This window comes from Pseudomonas sp. ef1, assembly GCF_007293365.2.
GTDB classification, from domain to species: Bacteria; Pseudomonadota; Gammaproteobacteria; order Pseudomonadales; family Pseudomonadaceae; genus Aquipseudomonas; species Aquipseudomonas siliginis.
Window position 1 is genome coordinate 59462 of the sequence record NZ_CM129815.1, and the last position, 15188, is coordinate 74649.

General features: G+C 62.3%; 19 protein-coding genes. 8 read left to right on the forward strand and 11 right to left on the reverse strand.

Features of this window, described 5'->3' with window-relative positions:
* Positions 1–23: 23 nt before the first annotated feature.
* The 8 genes from FEE99_RS00275 to nrdR form a co-directional block, all read right to left on the reverse strand.
* Entirely contained in the window at positions 24–527 is a 504-nt protein-coding gene (locus FEE99_RS00275) for a phosphatidylglycerophosphatase A family protein (protein WP_024014487.1), read from the reverse strand.
* On the reverse strand, positions 524–1489 hold the full coding sequence (gene thiL, locus FEE99_RS00280; protein WP_041477690.1) for a thiamine-phosphate kinase: 966 nt from the start codon (positions 1487–1489) through the stop codon (positions 524–526). The genes FEE99_RS00275 and thiL overlap by 4 nt, the downstream gene beginning before the upstream one ends.
* Positions 1490–1516: 27 nt before the next feature.
* Positions 1517–2017 carry a transcription antitermination factor NusB gene (gene nusB, locus FEE99_RS00285; RefSeq protein WP_024014489.1) on the reverse strand — a complete coding sequence of 167 codons (501 nt, stop codon included), beginning with the start codon at positions 2015–2017 and terminating at the stop codon, positions 1517–1519.
* Positions 2014–2490 carry a 6,7-dimethyl-8-ribityllumazine synthase gene (gene ribH, locus FEE99_RS00290; protein ID WP_003228649.1) on the reverse strand — a complete coding sequence of 159 codons (477 nt, stop codon included), beginning with the start codon at positions 2488–2490 and terminating at the stop codon, positions 2014–2016. The genes nusB and ribH overlap by 4 nt, the downstream gene beginning before the upstream one ends.
* Positions 2491–2580: 90 nt before the next feature.
* Entirely contained in the window at positions 2581–3672 is a 1092-nt protein-coding gene (gene ribBA / locus FEE99_RS00295) for a bifunctional 3,4-dihydroxy-2-butanone-4-phosphate synthase/GTP cyclohydrolase II (protein WP_039761895.1), read from the reverse strand.
* Positions 3673–3693: 21 nt separating this feature from the next.
* Entirely contained in the window at positions 3694–4356 is a 663-nt protein-coding gene (locus FEE99_RS00300; protein ID WP_016772981.1) for a riboflavin synthase, read from the reverse strand.
* Positions 4357–4403: 47 nt separating this feature from the next.
* The gene (gene ribD, locus FEE99_RS00305) at positions 4404–5537 is read right to left on the reverse strand and encodes a bifunctional diaminohydroxyphosphoribosylaminopyrimidine deaminase/5-amino-6-(5-phosphoribosylamino)uracil reductase RibD (protein WP_041477689.1); all 1134 of its coding nucleotides are present in this window, start codon (positions 5535–5537) and stop codon (positions 4404–4406) included.
* Complete coding sequence (gene nrdR / locus FEE99_RS00310; protein WP_007910946.1) at positions 5534–5998, reverse strand: transcriptional regulator NrdR; 465 nt, start codon at positions 5996–5998, stop codon at positions 5534–5536. Before nrdR ends, ribD begins: the two co-directional genes overlap by 4 nt.
* A gap of 128 nt (positions 5999–6126) precedes the next feature.
* Between nrdR and FEE99_RS00315 the strand changes: the two genes are divergently transcribed.
* The 3 genes from FEE99_RS00315 to trxA all read left to right on the forward strand — a co-directional run bounded on the left by FEE99_RS00315 (position 6127) and on the right by trxA (position 8246).
* Entirely contained in the window at positions 6127–6591 is a 465-nt protein-coding gene (locus tag FEE99_RS00315) for a YbaY family lipoprotein (protein WP_024014493.1), read from the forward strand.
* Positions 6588–7244, forward strand: a complete 657-nt coding sequence (locus tag FEE99_RS00320) for a class I SAM-dependent methyltransferase (protein ID WP_041477688.1) — start codon at positions 6588–6590, stop codon at positions 7242–7244. The genes FEE99_RS00315 and FEE99_RS00320 overlap by 4 nt, the downstream gene beginning before the upstream one ends.
* Positions 7245–7373: 129 nt before the next feature.
* A complete protein-coding gene (gene trxA / locus FEE99_RS00325; protein WP_041477687.1) occupies positions 7374–8246 on the forward strand; it encodes a thioredoxin in 873 nt (290 codons plus the stop codon).
* A gap of 112 nt (positions 8247–8358) precedes the next feature.
* Here trxA and FEE99_RS00330 read toward each other — a convergent pair whose 3' ends face one another.
* A complete protein-coding gene (locus tag FEE99_RS00330; protein ID WP_041477686.1) occupies positions 8359–8718 on the reverse strand; it encodes a hypothetical protein in 360 nt (119 codons plus the stop codon).
* Between the two features lie 132 nt (positions 8719–8850).
* Here FEE99_RS00330 and FEE99_RS00335 point away from each other — a divergent pair, with 132 nt between their 5' ends.
* The 5 genes from FEE99_RS00335 (at position 8851) to FEE99_RS00355 (ending at position 13007) form a co-directional block, all read left to right on the forward strand.
* The gene (locus tag FEE99_RS00335; RefSeq protein ID WP_041477685.1) at positions 8851–9444 is read left to right on the forward strand and encodes a DUF2796 domain-containing protein; all 594 of its coding nucleotides are present in this window, start codon (positions 8851–8853) and stop codon (positions 9442–9444) included.
* 139 nt (positions 9445–9583) lie between these two features.
* Positions 9584–10294, forward strand: coding sequence for an ABC transporter ATP-binding protein (locus FEE99_RS00340; protein ID WP_041477850.1), 711 nt, complete (start codon positions 9584–9586; stop codon positions 10292–10294).
* Between the two features lies 1 nt (position 10295).
* Entirely contained in the window at positions 10296–11561 is a 1266-nt protein-coding gene (locus FEE99_RS00345) for an ABC transporter permease (protein WP_041477684.1), read from the forward strand.
* Positions 11562–11572: 11 nt separating this feature from the next.
* A complete protein-coding gene (locus tag FEE99_RS00350; protein ID WP_041477683.1) occupies positions 11573–12088 on the forward strand; it encodes a DUF3299 domain-containing protein in 516 nt (171 codons plus the stop codon).
* A gap of 220 nt (positions 12089–12308) precedes the next feature.
* Positions 12309–13007, forward strand: a complete 699-nt coding sequence (locus FEE99_RS00355) for an OmpW/AlkL family protein (RefSeq protein ID WP_016772968.1) — start codon at positions 12309–12311, stop codon at positions 13005–13007.
* Between the two features lie 183 nt (positions 13008–13190).
* On the opposite strand, the gene FEE99_RS00360 is transcribed toward FEE99_RS00355, so the two are convergent.
* Both FEE99_RS00360 and FEE99_RS00365 read right to left on the reverse strand, forming a co-directional pair.
* Complete coding sequence (locus FEE99_RS00360; RefSeq protein ID WP_041477682.1) at positions 13191–14123, reverse strand: NAD-dependent epimerase/dehydratase family protein; 933 nt, start codon at positions 14121–14123, stop codon at positions 13191–13193.
* Positions 14116–15000 carry a sugar nucleotide-binding protein gene (locus FEE99_RS00365; RefSeq protein ID WP_041477681.1) on the reverse strand — a complete coding sequence of 295 codons (885 nt, stop codon included), beginning with the start codon at positions 14998–15000 and terminating at the stop codon, positions 14116–14118. Before FEE99_RS00365 ends, FEE99_RS00360 begins: the two co-directional genes overlap by 8 nt.
* Positions 15001–15188 lie beyond the last annotated feature (188 nt).

The following is a 15188-nucleotide window of genomic DNA, read 5'->3' on the forward strand; positions in this document are numbered from 1 at the left end:
CGTGGTTCCTCACGTGAGTCGAATCAGGCGAATATCCATACCAGCCCTTGCATCGCCAGCCAGGCGAACACACCGGCCAGCACGTCGTCGAGCATGATGCCGACGCCGCCATGCACATGCTTGTCAATCCAGCGGATCGGCCACGGCTTGAGAATATCGAAGAAGCGGAACACCAGAAAACCCGCGAGCAACCAGTACCAGCCTTCCGGCACCAACCACAGGGTGATCCACATGCCGACCATTTCGTCCCAGACGATGCCTTCGTGGTCGTGCACGCGCAAATCGTCAGCGACTTTGCCGCACAGCCAGAAGCCGAACAGCATGGTGATGCCGAGCATCAGCCAGTAGCCCCAGTCGGGCAGCATCTGCCACAGCGGAATGAACGGCAGCGCCACCAGCGAGCCCCACGTGCCCGGGGCTTTTGGCAACGTGCCGGAGCCGAAGCCGAACGCGAGGAAATGCCACGGATTGCGCCAGACCGAAGGAGGCACGAATTCGGCAGGAACCTGTTTCGGGTGATCTGTCACGGTGTCTCCTGAAAATGTTGGTAGCCGCGAATCTGCGGAGTGATGTCGCGTCGGTCGCGGTCCAGCAGCACCACGCCCTGGCCCGGCAGCACTCGCCCGATCACATGGATCGGCCAGCCGTCGGCCAGCAGTGCCGGCAACTCGGCGGACGGCAAGGTGAAGGCCAGTATGTAGTCATCACCACCGCTCAATGCCGCGCGCTCGGCACCGCGCTGGCCGAGAAACGCGACTAAAGCATCCGACAACGGTACACGCTCGCGTTCAATCTCAAGTCGCACCTTCGACGCCAGCGCGATGTGCCCGCAATCGGCGAGCAGGCCGTCGGAGATGTCCAGTGCCGCCGTGGCCTTGCCGCGCAGGGCCTGACCGAGCGCCAGTTGCGGCTGTGGCGACCAGTAATGATCGAGCAGCGGCTGGGCGATATGCGCTTCGGCATCACGTTGAGCCAATACCAGCGGCAAGGCGCCGGCCGCATTGCCCAGTTCGCCGCCGACGCAGAGCAGATCACCGGGCCGCGCACCGCTGCGGGTCAAGGCCTGGCCAGCGGGTACGCGGCCGAACACGGTGACCGTCAGGCTCAACGGCCCGCGCGTGGTGTCGCCGCCAACCAGCGCGACGCCGCAGCTTTGCGCCATGCGGTTCAAACCCCGGGCATAGGCTTGCAGCCAATCGGCAGTCACCGTCGGTAAGGTCAGGGCAAGGGTAAAGGCAACGGGCGCAGCGCCCATGGCGGCCAGGTCACTGACCGCGACGGCCAGCGAGCGCTGACCGAGCAGAAACGGATCGCAGGGGTCGGCGAAATGCACACCGGCCACCAGCGTATCGGTGGAAACCGCCAACTGTTCCCCAGCGGGAACCGCCAGCAAGGCGCAGTCGTCGCCGATCCCCAGAGCAACGCCTTCGCCGCCCTGCGCACAAGGCGCGGCGGCGAAGAAATTGCGGATCAGCTCAAACTCGCCCATGGCTGAGAAAAAGTATTCAAGCGCCGATCAGCGCTTGAACGCCTTCACTTCAGCTTCACGCAGGCGCGGGGCCAGCTTGTCGAGCACGCCGTTGACGAACTTGTGGCCGTCGGTCGAACCGAACACTTTGGCCAACTCGATACCTTCGTTGATCACAACGCGGTATGGCACGTCGACGCGCTTGAGCAGCTCCCAGGTCGACAGGCGCAGAACCGCCAGTTCAACCGGGTCCAGCTCTTCGATCGCCAGATCCAGGCACGGCGTCAGGGCGGTGTCGATTTCGGTCTTGAACTGCGGAACCCCGTGAAGGATTTCACGGAAGTAGGCACCGTCAACATCGGTGAAATCGTTATCAACGCGAAACTGCGCTTCGATCTCGTTCAGCGATTGCCGGGCCATGTGCCACTGGTACAGCGCTTGAGTCGCGAGCTGACGGGCTTCGCGACGCTTGGCGCTTTTCGATGGCTTGCCGGCATCCGCAGGTTTCGGATCGCGCGGGTTGAAACGATCGCTTTCGTCGCTAATCACTTGGCCTCCAACTGCGCCAGCAGGCTGACCATTTCCAGAGCGGACAGGGCAGCTTCGGCACCTTTGTTACCGGCCTTGGTGCCGGAACGTTCGATGGCTTGTTCGATGGAATCAACGGTCAGCACACCGAACGCAACCGGTACGCCGAACTCCATGGAGACTTGGGCCAGGCCTTTGGTGCACTCGCCAGCCACGTATTCGAAGTGCGGAGTACCGCCACGAATGACCGCGCCAAGGGCGATGATCGCTGCGAACTCGCCTTTCTGGGCGACTTTCTGCGCAACCAGCGGGATTTCGAAGGCGCCCGGCGCGCGGATGATGGTGATGTCGCTTTCGCTCACGCCGTGGCGAACCAGGGCATCAACGGCACCGCTGACCAGGCTTTCAACCACGAAGCTGTTGAAGCGGCCCACTACCAGAGCGTAGCGGCCTTTAGGGGCGATGAAGGTACCTTCGATGGTCTTCAGGGTCATTCGTCAGTTCTCTTAAAGAGCCGGGACGCGTCTGCTACGCGCCCCTCAGTGATTATTTGCCGCGAATCGGAGTCCGGAAACAGCCGGTCATTATTCGGAGGGCACGTATTCTACAACTTCCAGATCGAAACCGGATATCGCATTGAACTTCATTGGTGCCGACATCAAGCGCATTTTGCGCACGCCGAGGTCACGCAGGATCTGCGAACCGGCACCGACAATGCTGTAGGTGGTCGGTTTTTTCGGCGCTGCCTGCTCGCCGGTTTCACGGATATGCGCCAGCAGCACGTCACCATCAAGCGGGTGACCGAGCAGCAGCACCACACCGCTGCCGGCCTCGGCGACCGCAGCCATGGCGGCGCGCAGGCTCCAGCGGCCCGGTTGCTTGACCATCAGCAGGTCGCGCAGCGGATCCATGTTGTGCACGCGAACCAGCGTCGGCTCCTCAGCGCAGACAGTGCCCAGCGTCAGGGCCATGTGCACGTCGCCTTCCACCGAATCACGATAGGTCACCAGGTTGAATTGGCCCAGTTCGCTGTCCAGCGGCTGCTCGGCAATCCGCTGAACGGTACGTTCGTGGATCATCCGGTAGTGAATCAGGTCGGCGATGGTGCCGATCTTGATGTTGTGTTCGGCGGCGAATGCTTCGAGTTCAGCGCGACGGGACATGGTGCCGTCGTCGTTCATCACTTCGCAGATCACCCCGCTCGGCTCGAAACCGGCCATGCGCGCCAGGTCGCAAGCGGCTTCGGTGTGGCCGGCGCGAGCGAGGGTGCCGCCGGCCTGGGCCATCAGCGGGAAAATGTGGCCCGGGCTGACGATGTCTTCAGCCTTGGCGTCTTTGGCGGCTGCCGCTTGCACGGTGCGCGCGCGATCGGCGGCGGAGATGCCGGTGGTCACGCCTTCGGCGGCTTCGATCGAGACGGTGAACTTGGTGCCGAAACCGGAACCGTTGCGCGGCGCCATCAGCGGCAGCTTCAACAGTTCGCAGCGTTCGCGGCTCATCGGCATGCAGATCAGGCCACGGGCGTGCTTGGCCATGAAGTTGATGTGTTCGGCCTGGCAGCATTCGGCGGCCATGATCAGGTCGCCTTCGTTCTCGCGGTCTTCGTCATCCATGAGGATGACCATCTTGCCTTGGCGGATGTCTTCAACCAGTTCTTCGATGCTATTGAGCGCCACAAGGCACCCCCTTCTTTTGAATTATTTGAGGTAGCCGTTTTGGGCCAGAAAGCTTTCGGTGATGGTGCTGCCGGCGGTCTTTTCCGCAGCCTTGTCACCCAGCAGCAGACGCTCCAGATAACGCGCCAGCAGGTCGACTTCCAGATTCACCCGGCGGCCCGGCTTGTAAGAAGCCATGATGGTTTCGCTGAGGGTGTGCGGAATGATCGTCAGCATGAATTCGGCGCCATCGACTTCGTTCACGGTCAGGCTGGTGCCGTCGACGGTGATCGAGCCTTTATGGGCGATGTACTTGGCCAGTTCCTTCGGCGCGCGGATGCGAAATTCAACGGCGCGGGCATTGTCGCTGCGCGAGACCACTTCACCGACACCATCGACGTGACCGCTGACCAGATGCCCGCCGAGGCGAGTGGTCGGGGTCAGGGCTTTTTCCAGATTGACCGGGCTGCCGCTTTTCAGGTCATTCATGGCGGTGCAATCAAGGGTTTCGCGGCTGACGTCGGCGGCAAAGCCGTCGCCCGGCAACTCGACGGCGGTCAGGCAAACGCCGTTGACCGCGATGCTGTCGCCGAGTTTGACGTCGCTCAGATCGAGCTTGCCGGTTGCGACGTGCACCCGCACATCACCGCCCTTTGGGGTCAGTGCGCGGATACTGCCGATGGATTCGATGATGCCGGTGAACATGGGGTTCTCCTTGAGAACGAGGCCAGCGCTAACGCGATGGCCGGGAATTATACGCGGGCTGAAGGGACAGGGATCGCAGTGACTCGCCAGTCATCGCCCACCGCGCGGATTTCAGTGATTTTCAGCTCCGGCGCATCTTTCATCTGCGCCAGCGGCCAGTCGAGCAGCGGACGCGCCGTGGAGCCGAGGAATTTGCCGGCAATGAAGATCACGAATTCGTCGACCAGACCCAGTTGCGCAAAAGCACCGGCCAGACGCGGTCCGGCCTCGACCAGCACCTCGTTGGTGCCTCGATTGGCCAGTTCGATAAGCAATTGATGCAGATCGACCTGGCCGTCGGCACCCGGCACGATCAGGCATTCCGGGCCATTGGCGTATTGCTCCTCGACCGCGACACAGGTGGCGACCAGCGCCGGCCCGGCCTTGAAGAATGGCGCATCCAGCGGCACTCGCAGGCGGCCATCGATCAATACGCGCAATGGCGGGCGGCTCATGGCCAGCGCAGTTTGCTCGCTGTCGAGACCGAGTTCGTCCGCGCGCACGGTCAACCGAGCGCCGTCGGCCAGCACCGTGTCGGCGCCGGTCAGCACTACCGCCGCCTCAGCGCGCAAACGCTGCACCGCCGAACGCGCCGCCGGGCCGGTGATCCATTGGCTCTCGCCGCTTTCCATCGCTGTGCGACCGTCGAGGCTCATGGCCAACTTGACCCGCACGAACGGCAAGCCATGTTCCATGCGTTTCAGAAAACCTTGATTGAGCTTGCGCGCCTCAGCTTCCAGCACACCACTTTCCGTGGCGATACCGGCCTCGGTCAGGCGCTGCAAACCGCGCCCGGCGACTTGTGGATTGGGATCACGCATCGCCGCCACGACCCGGGCAACGCCAGCAGTCACCAAGGCATCGGCACACGGCGGTGTGCGGCCATGGTGGCTGCAAGGTTCGAGGGTCACATACGCCGTCGCGCCCCCGGCCTGCTCGCCAGCGGCGCGCAGGGCGTGGACTTCGGCATGGGGTTCGCCGGCGCGCTCATGCCAGCCTTCGCCGACAATCTGCCCGTCACGCACCACCACGCAACCGACTCGCGGATTGGGATGGGTGGTGTAGTGGCCCTTGCGCGCCAGTTCCAGCGCGCGGGCCATGAAATGGGCGTCGAGGATCGCCTGCTCGGCGGCGGTGGTCATTCTTTCACCGGTTCGCGGGCGAGGCGGTCGATCTCTTCGCGGAATTCATTGAGGTCCTGGAAGCGCTTGTACACCGAGGCAAAACGGATATAGGCGACTTCATCAAGCTTTTGCAGCTCGGCCATCACCAGTTCGCCGACCACGAGGGATTTGACCTCGCGCTCGCCGGTGGCGCGCAGCTTGTGCTTGATGTGGACCAGAGAGGATTCGAGGCGCTCGACGCTGACCGGACGTTTCTCCAGCGCGCGCTGCATGCCGGCGCGGAGTTTTTCTTCGTCGAACGGTTGGCGGCTGCCGTCGGTTTTGATCAGGCGCGGCAACACCAGTTCGGCCGTCTCGAACGTCGTGAAACGTTCGCCGCAGGCCAGGCATTCACGCCGGCGGCGCACCTGTTCGCCCTCGGCGACCAGACGCGAGTCGATGACCTTGGTGTCGTTGGCACCGCAGAAGGGACAGTGCATGGTGGCTGGCAACAAAAAATGGGAGGGCCATGGTAGCGCATCCCCGTGGCAAGACAAGCCATAGGCTTTGCGGTATACAGAACGGCATGATCGTCTGATCCATGGAATTCATTCTGCCGGAGCCTCCAATGCCGTTACGTCCGCTCGTTCTGCTCAGTCTTTTCAGCCTGCTGGTGGCCTGTGGCAGCGACGCACCCAAGCCGCAACCGCCGACCCCAGGCCCCGCGCCGCAGCAGGCGCAGAAAAAAGCCAAAGAGGCCGCCGAACTCGGCCCGCTGCCAGCGCATCAGCGCGAATTGAGCGGCAGCCTGCAAGGGGTGCCGGCCGGCGCCGAAGTCGAACTGGCGCTGCTGGTGATCGATGAAAAGGACCGCCCACAGCAACTGCTCGCCAGTTCCAGCCTGATCGGCAACAACCAGATCCTGCCGTTTCACCTGCGGTTCAACCCCGAGGCATTTCCGGCCGGCGCGCGGGTTGAGCTGCGCGGTCGCGCCAGCCAGTCCGGGCAATTGATCCTGCACCTGCCGTCGCAGACCATCACCCAACCGACCACTCAGGCGTTGGGCCAGCTGCAATTCGTCAAAGCGCCATGACAGCACCGCTCGACCTGCAACAGGCCTTGGGGGAATTGCTCGGCGACGCCAGACTGAAAGCCTGTGCGTTGCCGGGCACTGATTTGCAGCTGTGGCTGATCGACGGTGACAACATGGCCCGCGAATTCAGCCAGGAAGAAACCCGGCGCATCCTGCATGAACCGCCCTATTGGAGTTTTTGCTGGGCCAGCGGCTTGGCCGTGGCGCGTTATCTGGCACAGTTTCCAGAGTGGGTGCGCGGCAAGCGCGTGCTGGATTTCGGCGCCGGCTCCGGGATTGCCGGTATCGCGGCGGTGAAGGCCGGGGCGCTGGAAGTGGTGGCCTGCGATCTCGATCCGTTGGCGATCGCCGCTTGCCGGGCAAATGCCGAGCTCAATGCTGTGCAGATGAGCTACTCGACGGACTTCTTTGCCGAGGCCGATCGCTTCGATCTGATCCTGGTCGCCGACGTGTTGTACGACCGGGCGAACTTGCCGCTGCTCGACGCGTTTCTCAGTCGCGGACGCGAGGCGCTGGTGGCGGATTCACGGGTGCGGGATTTTCGGCATCCGTTGTATGAACGGATCGAGATGCTGGAGGCGATGACCCTCCCCGATCTGGCCGAGCCCGAAGAATTCAGACATGTCAGCCTCTACCATGCACGGCGTGATTGACGCCGCCAAAAGATCGCAGCCTTCGGCAGCTCCTACTCTCGATCGCGTACCCCTGTAGGAGCTGCCGAAGGCTGCGATCTTTTGCGCCACCCCTTATAGTGCGGTCATTGACGCTTAGAGAGATCCCCCATGAGTGAGCAAACGCCGTACATCTTCGACGCCACGACTGCCGATTTCGACCAGTCGGTGATCGAAGCCTCCTTCAACAAACCGGTGCTGGTGGATTTCTGGGCCGAATGGTGTGCGCCGTGCAAGGCGTTGATGCCGATGCTGCAAGGCATTGCCGAGAGCTATCAGGGCGAGTTGCTGCTGGCCAAGGTCAACTGCGACATCGAGCAGGACATCGTCGCCCGCTTCGGCATTCGCAGCCTGCCGACCGTGGTGCTGTTCAAGGACGGTCAGCCGGTCGATGGCTTTGCCGGCGCACAACCGGAATCCGCCGTGCGCGCCCTGCTGGAACCGCATGTGCAAATGCCGCCACCGGCTACTGCCGACCCGCTCGAACAGGCCCAGGCGATGTTCGACGAAGGTCACTTCGCCGAGGCGGAAGCGGTGCTGGTGACCATTCTCAATGAAGACAATACCAACGCCAAAGCGCTGATCCTTTACGCACGCTGCCTGACCGAGCGCGGTGAGCTGGGCGAAGCGCAAACCGTGCTCGACGCGGTCAAGAGCGATGAGCACAAAGCCGCACTCGCCGGGGCCAAGGCGCAGATCCAGTTCCTCGGCCTCGCCCGCGATCTGCCGGACGCCGCCGACCTGAAGAGCCGCCTGGCGCAAAATCCGCAGGACGATGAAGCGGTGTACCAACTGGCGATCCAGCAACTGGCGCGCCAGCAATACGAAGCGGCGCTGGACGCCTTGCTGAAGCTATTCATCCGCAACCGCAGCTACGGCGAAGGCTTGCCGCACAAGACCTTGCTGCAGGTGTTCGAGCTGCTGGGCAATGATCATCCGTTGGTGACGGTGTATCGCCGCAAGATGTTTGCTGCGCTTTATTGAGAGCAAAAAACCGCAGCGGGCCGCAGCTCCTACATCCGATCGTGTTCACCGCGGTTTTTGCGGATGAACGCTGATTCTGTAGGAGCTGCCGAAGGCTGCGATCTTTTAAGGCTTACCCGATCCAGCTATAGAGCGGCGTATCCCCGCCGCTCGCCACTTGCACATCGGCACTGTGGCGCAAGCGCACCAGTAAACGCTTGCCCGCCACCGCACTGCCGGTCAGCGCTTCCAGTTGATCGAGCAGATCCGGTCCACTGAGTTGCCCGGCCTTGCGCAGCAAGTCTTTGGCCACCTGCCACAGCGCATCGTCCTGATTCACCGGCTTCGCCGCCGGGGCCGACGCCACTGCCTCAGACTGCGCGACCGGCGCCTGCCCGCTCAGCGCCGAACCCAGCCTGGCCCAATCGCTGTCATCCAGCTCCACCGTCAAATCCACCGGCAACTCGCCGACCGTTCCGCGTATCCGCAACATCAAGTTCGCTCCTGCACTTTTCTGACCTGCATGCTCCCATGGGACTTGTGCAACGCCAAGCGCACGGGCACACTCTGCGCACTTTCGTTATAAGATTACATAACAAACTTTTCATTTTTCTCGGAGTTCGTCATGCGTCGTTTGCTGCTCGCTTTGCCGTTTGCCCTGTTGCCGCTGGCCGCTGCTCATGCGGTGGATGAGCACGATCACGATCATGAGCACGGCAGCCTCGGCGCCCATGAGCATGGTGTGGGTCGTCTGAATGCCGCGCTCGACGGTCAGACCCTGGAGCTTGAGCTGGAAAGCCCGGCGATGAATCTGGTGGGTTTTGAACACGCCGCGACGTCGGATGCCGACAAGGCCAAAGTCGCTGCCGCTCGTGCGCAGCTGGAAAAACCATTGGCCCTGTTCAGCCTGCCCGCTGCGGCCGGCTGCAAGGTGGTCAGCCAGGAGCTGGAAAGCCCGCTGTTCGGCGACAAGCCGGACGCCGACGATCACGACGAAGATGAAGCGGACAAGGACGGTCACGAGCATCACCACGACCACAGCGAAATCCACGCGCATTACCAATTCAGCTGCGCCACACCGGGCGCGCTGAACACGCTGAATCTGGCAAACATCTTCAAGACCTTCCCGGCAACGCAGAAGATTCAGGTACAACTGATCAGCGCGACCGGCCAGCAAGGTACCGAAGTGACGGCCAAGTCAGCTGCGCTGAAATTCTAGGATCCACCGAAATCCCCTGTGGGAGCGAGCCTGCTCGCGAAGGCGGCGTGTCAGTTGACAGGTGGGTGTCTGACCCAGCGCTTTCGCGAGCAGGCTCGCTCCCACAGGGTTATGTGTTCACTTCATGAAAATCGGTGCCATGACCCAAGCACTCATCGAACTTTCCGACCTTGGCTTCAACTGGCCCGGTCACCCGCCGCTGCTGGACATCCCGGCGTTTCGTCTGGAAGCCGGCGAAACCCTGTTTCTCAAAGGCCCCAGCGGCAGCGGCAAGACCACCCTGCTCGGCCTGCTTGGCGGGGTGCAGAAGCCCGGTCGCGGCAGCATTCGCCTGCTCGGCCAGGAGCTGACCGAGCTTTCTGCCGGCAAGCGCGATACGTTTCGTGTCGATCACACTGGCTACATTTTCCAGCAATTCAACCTGCTGCCGTTTCTCTCGGTGCGCGAGAACGTTGAGTTGCCGTGTCATTTTTCAAAACTGCGTGCGCAACGGGCGAAACAGCGCCACGGCAGCGTCGATCAAGCCGCCGCCACCCTGCTCGCGCACTTGGGTCTGAAAGACGAAAGCATCCTCAGCCGCCGCGCCGACTCGCTGTCGATCGGCCAGCAACAACGGGTCGCCGCCGCACGCGCATTGATCGGCCAACCGGAGCTGGTGATCGCCGACGAACCGACCTCGGCGCTGGATTACGACGCCCGCGAAAACTTCATTCGCCTGCTGTTTGCCGAGTGCCGTGAGGCCGGATCGAGTCTGTTGTTCGTCAGCCATGACCAGAGCCTGGCGCCGCTGTTCGACCGTCATCTGTCCCTGGCCGAACTCAATCGCGCCGCCACGTCCGCCGAGGTCTGAGATGTATCTGTTTCGTCTGGCCATGGCCAGCCTGGCCAACCGCCGCTTCACTGCATTGCTCACTGCTTTCGCCATTGCTCTTTCGGTGTGCCTGCTGCTCGCCGTCGAGCGCGTGCGCACCGAAGCCAAGGCCAGTTTCGCCAGCACCATCAGCGGTACTGACCTGATCGTCGGCGCTCGTTCGGGGTCGGTAAACCTGCTGCTGTATTCGGTGTTCCGCATCGGCAACGCTACCAACAACATCCGTTGGGACAGCTTTGAACACTTCGCCAACAACCCGAAAGTGAAGTGGGCAATCCCCATGTCCCTCGGCGACTCCCATCGCGGCTATCGCGTAATGGGCACCACCGAAGCCTATTTCCAGCACTATCAGTACGGGCGCCAGCAACACCTGGCGCTGGCCGACGGTCGCGCGTTTGCCACCGATCCTTTCGAAGTGGTGCTCGGTGCCGAAGTCGCTCAAGCGCTGCACTACAAGCTCGGCGACAAACTGGTACTGGCCCACGGCGTGGCGGCGATCAGCCTGGTCAAGCACGACGACAAACCCTTCACCGTGGTCGGCATCCTCCAGCGCACCGGCACCCCGGTGGACCGCACGCTGCACATCAGCCTCGGCGGCATGGAGGCGATCCACATCGACTGGCACAACGGCGTGCCGGCGCGCGGCAACGGCAGGATCAGCGCTGATCAGGCGCGCAATATGGACCTGACCCCGCAAGCGATCACCGCGTTCATGCTCGGCCTCAACAGCAAGATTTCCACCTTCGCCTTGCAGCGCGAGATCAACGAATACCGTGGCGAACCGATGCTGGCGATCCTGCCGGGCGTGGCCTTGCAGGAATTGTGGAGCCTGATGAGTACGGCCGAGAAAGCCTTGTTCGTGGTCTCGCTGTTCGTTGTGCTGACCGGGTTGATCGGCATGCTCACGGCGATTCTCACCAGCCTCAACGAACGTCGCCGCGAGATGGCGATTCTGCGTTCGGTGGGCGCGCGGCCGTGGCACATCGCAAGCCTGCTGGTGCTGGAAGCCTTTGCGTTGGCGCTGACTGGAGTCATCGCCGGACTGGCATTGCTGTACGTCGGCATCGCCGCTGCGCAAGGGTACGTGCAGGCCAATTACGGTTTATACCTGCCGCTGGCATGGCCGAGCGAGTATGAATGGACGCTGCTCGGTGGCATTCTGGCGGCCGCGCTGCTGATGGGCAGCGTGCCGGCCTGGCGCGCGTATCGCCAATCATTGGCCGATGGCCTGTCGATCCGTTTATGAGGATATTCACCATGCCCCGCGCCCTGCTTGCGCTGCTGATGCTGGTCGCCCTGCCCGTGTGGGCGGCGCCGAAAGACCTGAGCTGGTCGGAAATGATCCCGCCGGACGCCGCGCCGGAAGTGCCGAACATGACCCCGCTGCACGACCTGTCGAAGATGGGCGACGCCCTCTCTGCCGAGTCCGCGCCGGCGGCCAAGCAGGACATGCCCAATGCACCGGTAGTGAAGAGCCTCGACGGGCAGAACATTCGCCTGCCGGGTTACATCGTGCCGCTGGAAGTCAGTGAAGAGGGGCGCACCACGGACTTCTTGCTGGTGCCGTATTTCGGCGCCTGCATCCACGTACCGCCACCGCCGTCGAACCAGATCGTCCACGTGAAAAGCGAACTGGGCGTGAAGCTCGATGAGCTGTATCAGCCGTATTGGGTTGAGGGACCGTTGCAGGTGAAAGCGTCGAGCAGTGAGCTGGCCGATGCCGGATATCAGATGGAGGCGGAGAAGATTTATGCGTATGAACTGCCGGAGTAATTCCCGGTAATTTTGTGTTGGCTGGTCTATCGTCTTCGCGAGCAGGCTCGCTCCCACAGGTGATCACATTCCAAGGTGGGAGCGAGCCTGCTCGCGAATAGGCCCTCAAAGGTTCCACAAAACCGCGCCCCTTCACTGTTTCATTGAGCTGAGTCAAAACACCGTATCAGACGGCTTCGTACCCTAGGACATCGAATTTTTATGTCCTTTCGGAGCCCCCATGAACAAGTCCTTGCTCAGCGCCTCGCTGTTTGCCCTCGCGCTCGCAGCCCCGCTCGCCCACGCCCACGAAGCCGGTGACATCCTTGTGCGCGCCGGCGCGATCACCGTCAACCCGAAGGCCGACAGCTCCAGCGTCAAGGTCGATCAGGGTCCGCTGAGCGGCACCAACCTGGGCGGCAAGGCGACCATGAGCAGCGACACCCAGCTGGGTCTGAACTTCGCCTACATGCTCACCAACAACATCGGTATCGAGCTGCTGGCAGCCACGCCGTTCGAGCACGACGTCAAGCTCAAGGGCACCGCCCTGCCCGCTGCCAATGGCAAGCTCGGCACCCTGAAACACCTGCCGCCGACCCTCAGCGTTGTCTACTACCCGCTGGATTCGAAATCGGCTTTCCAGCCGTATGTCGGCGGTGGCATCAACTACACCTGGATCTACGACGAACACGTCGGCAGCGAAGCCAGCGCCAACGGCTTCAGCAACTTCAAGGCGAAAAACTCCTGGGGTCTGGCCTGGCAGGTCGGTGCCGACTACATGATCACCGACAACATCATGCTCAACGCCCAGGTGCGCTATATCGACATCGATACCCGCGCGACCGTCGAGAACAACGCCGTCGCACCGGGCACCCGCGCACGGGTGAATGTGGATGTCGATCCGTTCATCTACATGGTCGGTCTGGGCTATAAGTTCTAAGTCGATTTTTACCGAACGTTCACGTGGTGGTGAATGAGGCTTGGTGACGGGCAGGCACAGAACTGACGACGACCGTACGCAGTCGATCGGGGGATAACATTCCCTCGCCACAGGGATAGCGATATTCCGGCCGTGAAAAAGGCGCCTGATGAAGGGCGCCTTTTTCATGTCCGAAAGCTTGTTTCATCCGCGCCCGAGCAAGCGCGCCAAGCCCACACTCATCGGCGTCTGCGGCGGCATTTCGAAGCGCTGCAGCAAGCGTCGGTTATCGGCTCGCGAATGGCGGATATCACCTGAACGCGCCGGCCCGTAGCTCACGGGCGGCAGTTCACCGATCACTGATTTCAATGCTTCGAGCATCTGCTTCAGGCTCATCGCCTGGTTCCAGCCGACATTGACCGCACCTTCCTGCACTTCAGGCTTTTCCAGCGCCTGCACCAGCAAGTCGACCAGATCACCGACATAGAGGAAATCACGGGTCTGCTCGCCATCGCCAAACACGGTGATCGGCAAACCTTTCGACGCGCGTTCGCTGAAGATGCTGATCACCCCGGAATACGGCGAGGACGGATCCTGGCGTGGGCCGAAGATGTTGAAGAAGCGAAAAATTGCCGGTTCCAGGCCATGCTGGCGCCGGTAGAAATCGAAGTACTGCTCACCGGCCAGTTTGTCCGAGGCATAGGGTGTCAGCGGCGCTTTTGGCGTGTCTTCATCAATCGACTCGCCCTCGCCATTGTTGCCGTATACCGCCGCGCTGGAGGCATACACCACGCGCTTGACCCCGGCCAGACGCATGGCTTCGCAGACATTCAGGGTGCCGATGAAATTGCTCTGGTGGGTTTTCACCGGATCGTCCACCGAGGCCTGCACCGAGGCCACCGCCGCCAGATGCGCGACAGCGTCGCAGCCTTGCATGGCGCGGGCGACCAAAGCGGCATCGGCGACATCGCCGACCACCAGTTCAACCTTGGGATTGTCCAGCGGCAGGTTGCTGCGCTTGCCGGTCGACAGGTCGTCGAGCACGCGTACCGCATAGCCCTTGGCGAGCAAGGCATCGGTCAGGTGCGAGCCGATGAAGCCGGCTCCGCCAGTGATTAGAACCGTTGCTTCAGCCATGTCGGTAGAACCTGTCCAGTAGACCCGGGAGTGCGGCACGCCAGGCGCGCGGTTTGATCCCGAAAGTGTGGAGAATTTTCTTGCAGGCCAGCACTGCATGTTGCGGCTCTTCGGCGGCGTCCGGGCGCGCGGCGTGGGCCTGCGCGGTCGGTGCTTCGATCGCCAGCGGATGCAGGCTGCGTGCTTCGGTGAGAATCGCCTGGCCCAGCGCCAGCGGTGTGGTCGCTTCGTGGCCGGCGTAATGGTAAGTGCCCCACAGCGGCGCGGCGCAGTCGAGTTGCTTGAGCACGGAGATGATCACTCGCGCGGCGTCATCGACCGGAGTCGGATTACCGCGACGATCATCGGCCAGCAGCAACTCTTCGGGTTTTTCCGCGCGAGCGAGGAAGCGTCCGAGGGTGCCGTCCGGGCTGTCGTCGAGCAGCCAGCCGAAACGCAGCAGTACATGTTGCGGGCAGGTCGCGCGCACGCTTTGCTCGATGCGCCACAAGGCCTGACCGCGCAGGCCCAGCGGCACCGGTTCGTCTTTTTCGCTGTAGGCCGTGGCTCGCGAGCCGTCGAACACGCGATAGCTCGACGGTTGCACAAGGACAATGTTGTGGTGCTGGCACAGTTCGGCCAGACGCTCGATGGCGCGTTCCTGGCCGGTCATGCGGCTTTCGCTGACGCTCTCGGCCTGGAACCAGTCGAAATAGTAGGCGAGGTTGATCAACGCATCGGGACGGGTGTCGTCGAGCAGTTGGGTGAGGCTCGCGGCATCCCAGCCGTTTTCGGGCGGGCGGGGGGCGAGGAAACCGATGTCTTCTTCCGCACCGAGGCGAATCAGCGCCTGCCCAAGGGCATTTCCGCCGCCCAGTAACATAAGGCGCATTCGCATAGAGTCAGCAGGCCCAGTCTGATTGGAACGATGGCTTTAGCGACGGTTCTTGTGGAACAGTCGTCGATAATTGCCGGAATCGTTGCATTTTGCGGGTTTAGTGCGCAACCGTCATCCGTAAAGTGTAGATCCGCGAATTTGCGCCGTCCTGACCGGCCCCTTCGCGAGCAGGCTCGCTCCCACAGGGA

Bases quoted from the DNA above. Each gene is read 5' to 3' on its own strand.
- trxA (WP_041477687.1), top strand. From the start codon at position 7,374: ATGAGTGAGCAAACGCCGTACATCTTCGACGCCACGACTGCCGATTTC.
- thiL (WP_041477690.1), bottom strand. From the start codon at position 1,489: ATGGGCGAGTTTGAGCTGATCCGCAATTTCTTCGCCGCCGCGCCTTGT.
- FEE99_RS00315 (WP_024014493.1), top strand. From the start codon at position 6,127: ATGCCGTTACGTCCGCTCGTTCTGCTCAGTCTTTTCAGCCTGCTGGTG.
- FEE99_RS00355 (WP_016772968.1), top strand. From the start codon at position 12,309: ATGAACAAGTCCTTGCTCAGCGCCTCGCTGTTTGCCCTCGCGCTCGCA.
- FEE99_RS00350 (WP_041477683.1), top strand. From the start codon at position 11,573: ATGCCCCGCGCCCTGCTTGCGCTGCTGATGCTGGTCGCCCTGCCCGTG.
- ribD (WP_041477689.1), bottom strand. From the start codon at position 5,537: ATGACCACCGCCGCCGAGCAGGCGATCCTCGACGCCCATTTCATGGCC.
- FEE99_RS00320 (WP_041477688.1), top strand. From the start codon at position 6,588: ATGACAGCACCGCTCGACCTGCAACAGGCCTTGGGGGAATTGCTCGGC.
- FEE99_RS00340 (WP_041477850.1), top strand. From the start codon at position 9,584: ATGACCCAAGCACTCATCGAACTTTCCGACCTTGGCTTCAACTGGCCC.
- FEE99_RS00345 (WP_041477684.1), top strand. From the start codon at position 10,296: ATGTATCTGTTTCGTCTGGCCATGGCCAGCCTGGCCAACCGCCGCTTC.
- FEE99_RS00330 (WP_041477686.1), bottom strand. From the start codon at position 8,718: ATGTTGCGGATACGCGGAACGGTCGGCGAGTTGCCGGTGGATTTGACG.
- FEE99_RS00300 (WP_016772981.1), bottom strand. From the start codon at position 4,356: ATGTTCACCGGCATCATCGAATCCATCGGCAGTATCCGCGCACTGACC.
- FEE99_RS00365 (WP_041477681.1), bottom strand. From the start codon at position 15,000: ATGCGAATGCGCCTTATGTTACTGGGCGGCGGAAATGCCCTTGGGCAG.
- ribH (WP_003228649.1), bottom strand. From the start codon at position 2,490: ATGACCCTGAAGACCATCGAAGGTACCTTCATCGCCCCTAAAGGCCGC.
- FEE99_RS00360 (WP_041477682.1), bottom strand. From the start codon at position 14,123: ATGGCTGAAGCAACGGTTCTAATCACTGGCGGAGCCGGCTTCATCGGC.
- FEE99_RS00335 (WP_041477685.1), top strand. From the start codon at position 8,851: ATGCGTCGTTTGCTGCTCGCTTTGCCGTTTGCCCTGTTGCCGCTGGCC.
- nrdR (WP_007910946.1), bottom strand. From the start codon at position 5,998: ATGCACTGTCCCTTCTGCGGTGCCAACGACACCAAGGTCATCGACTCG.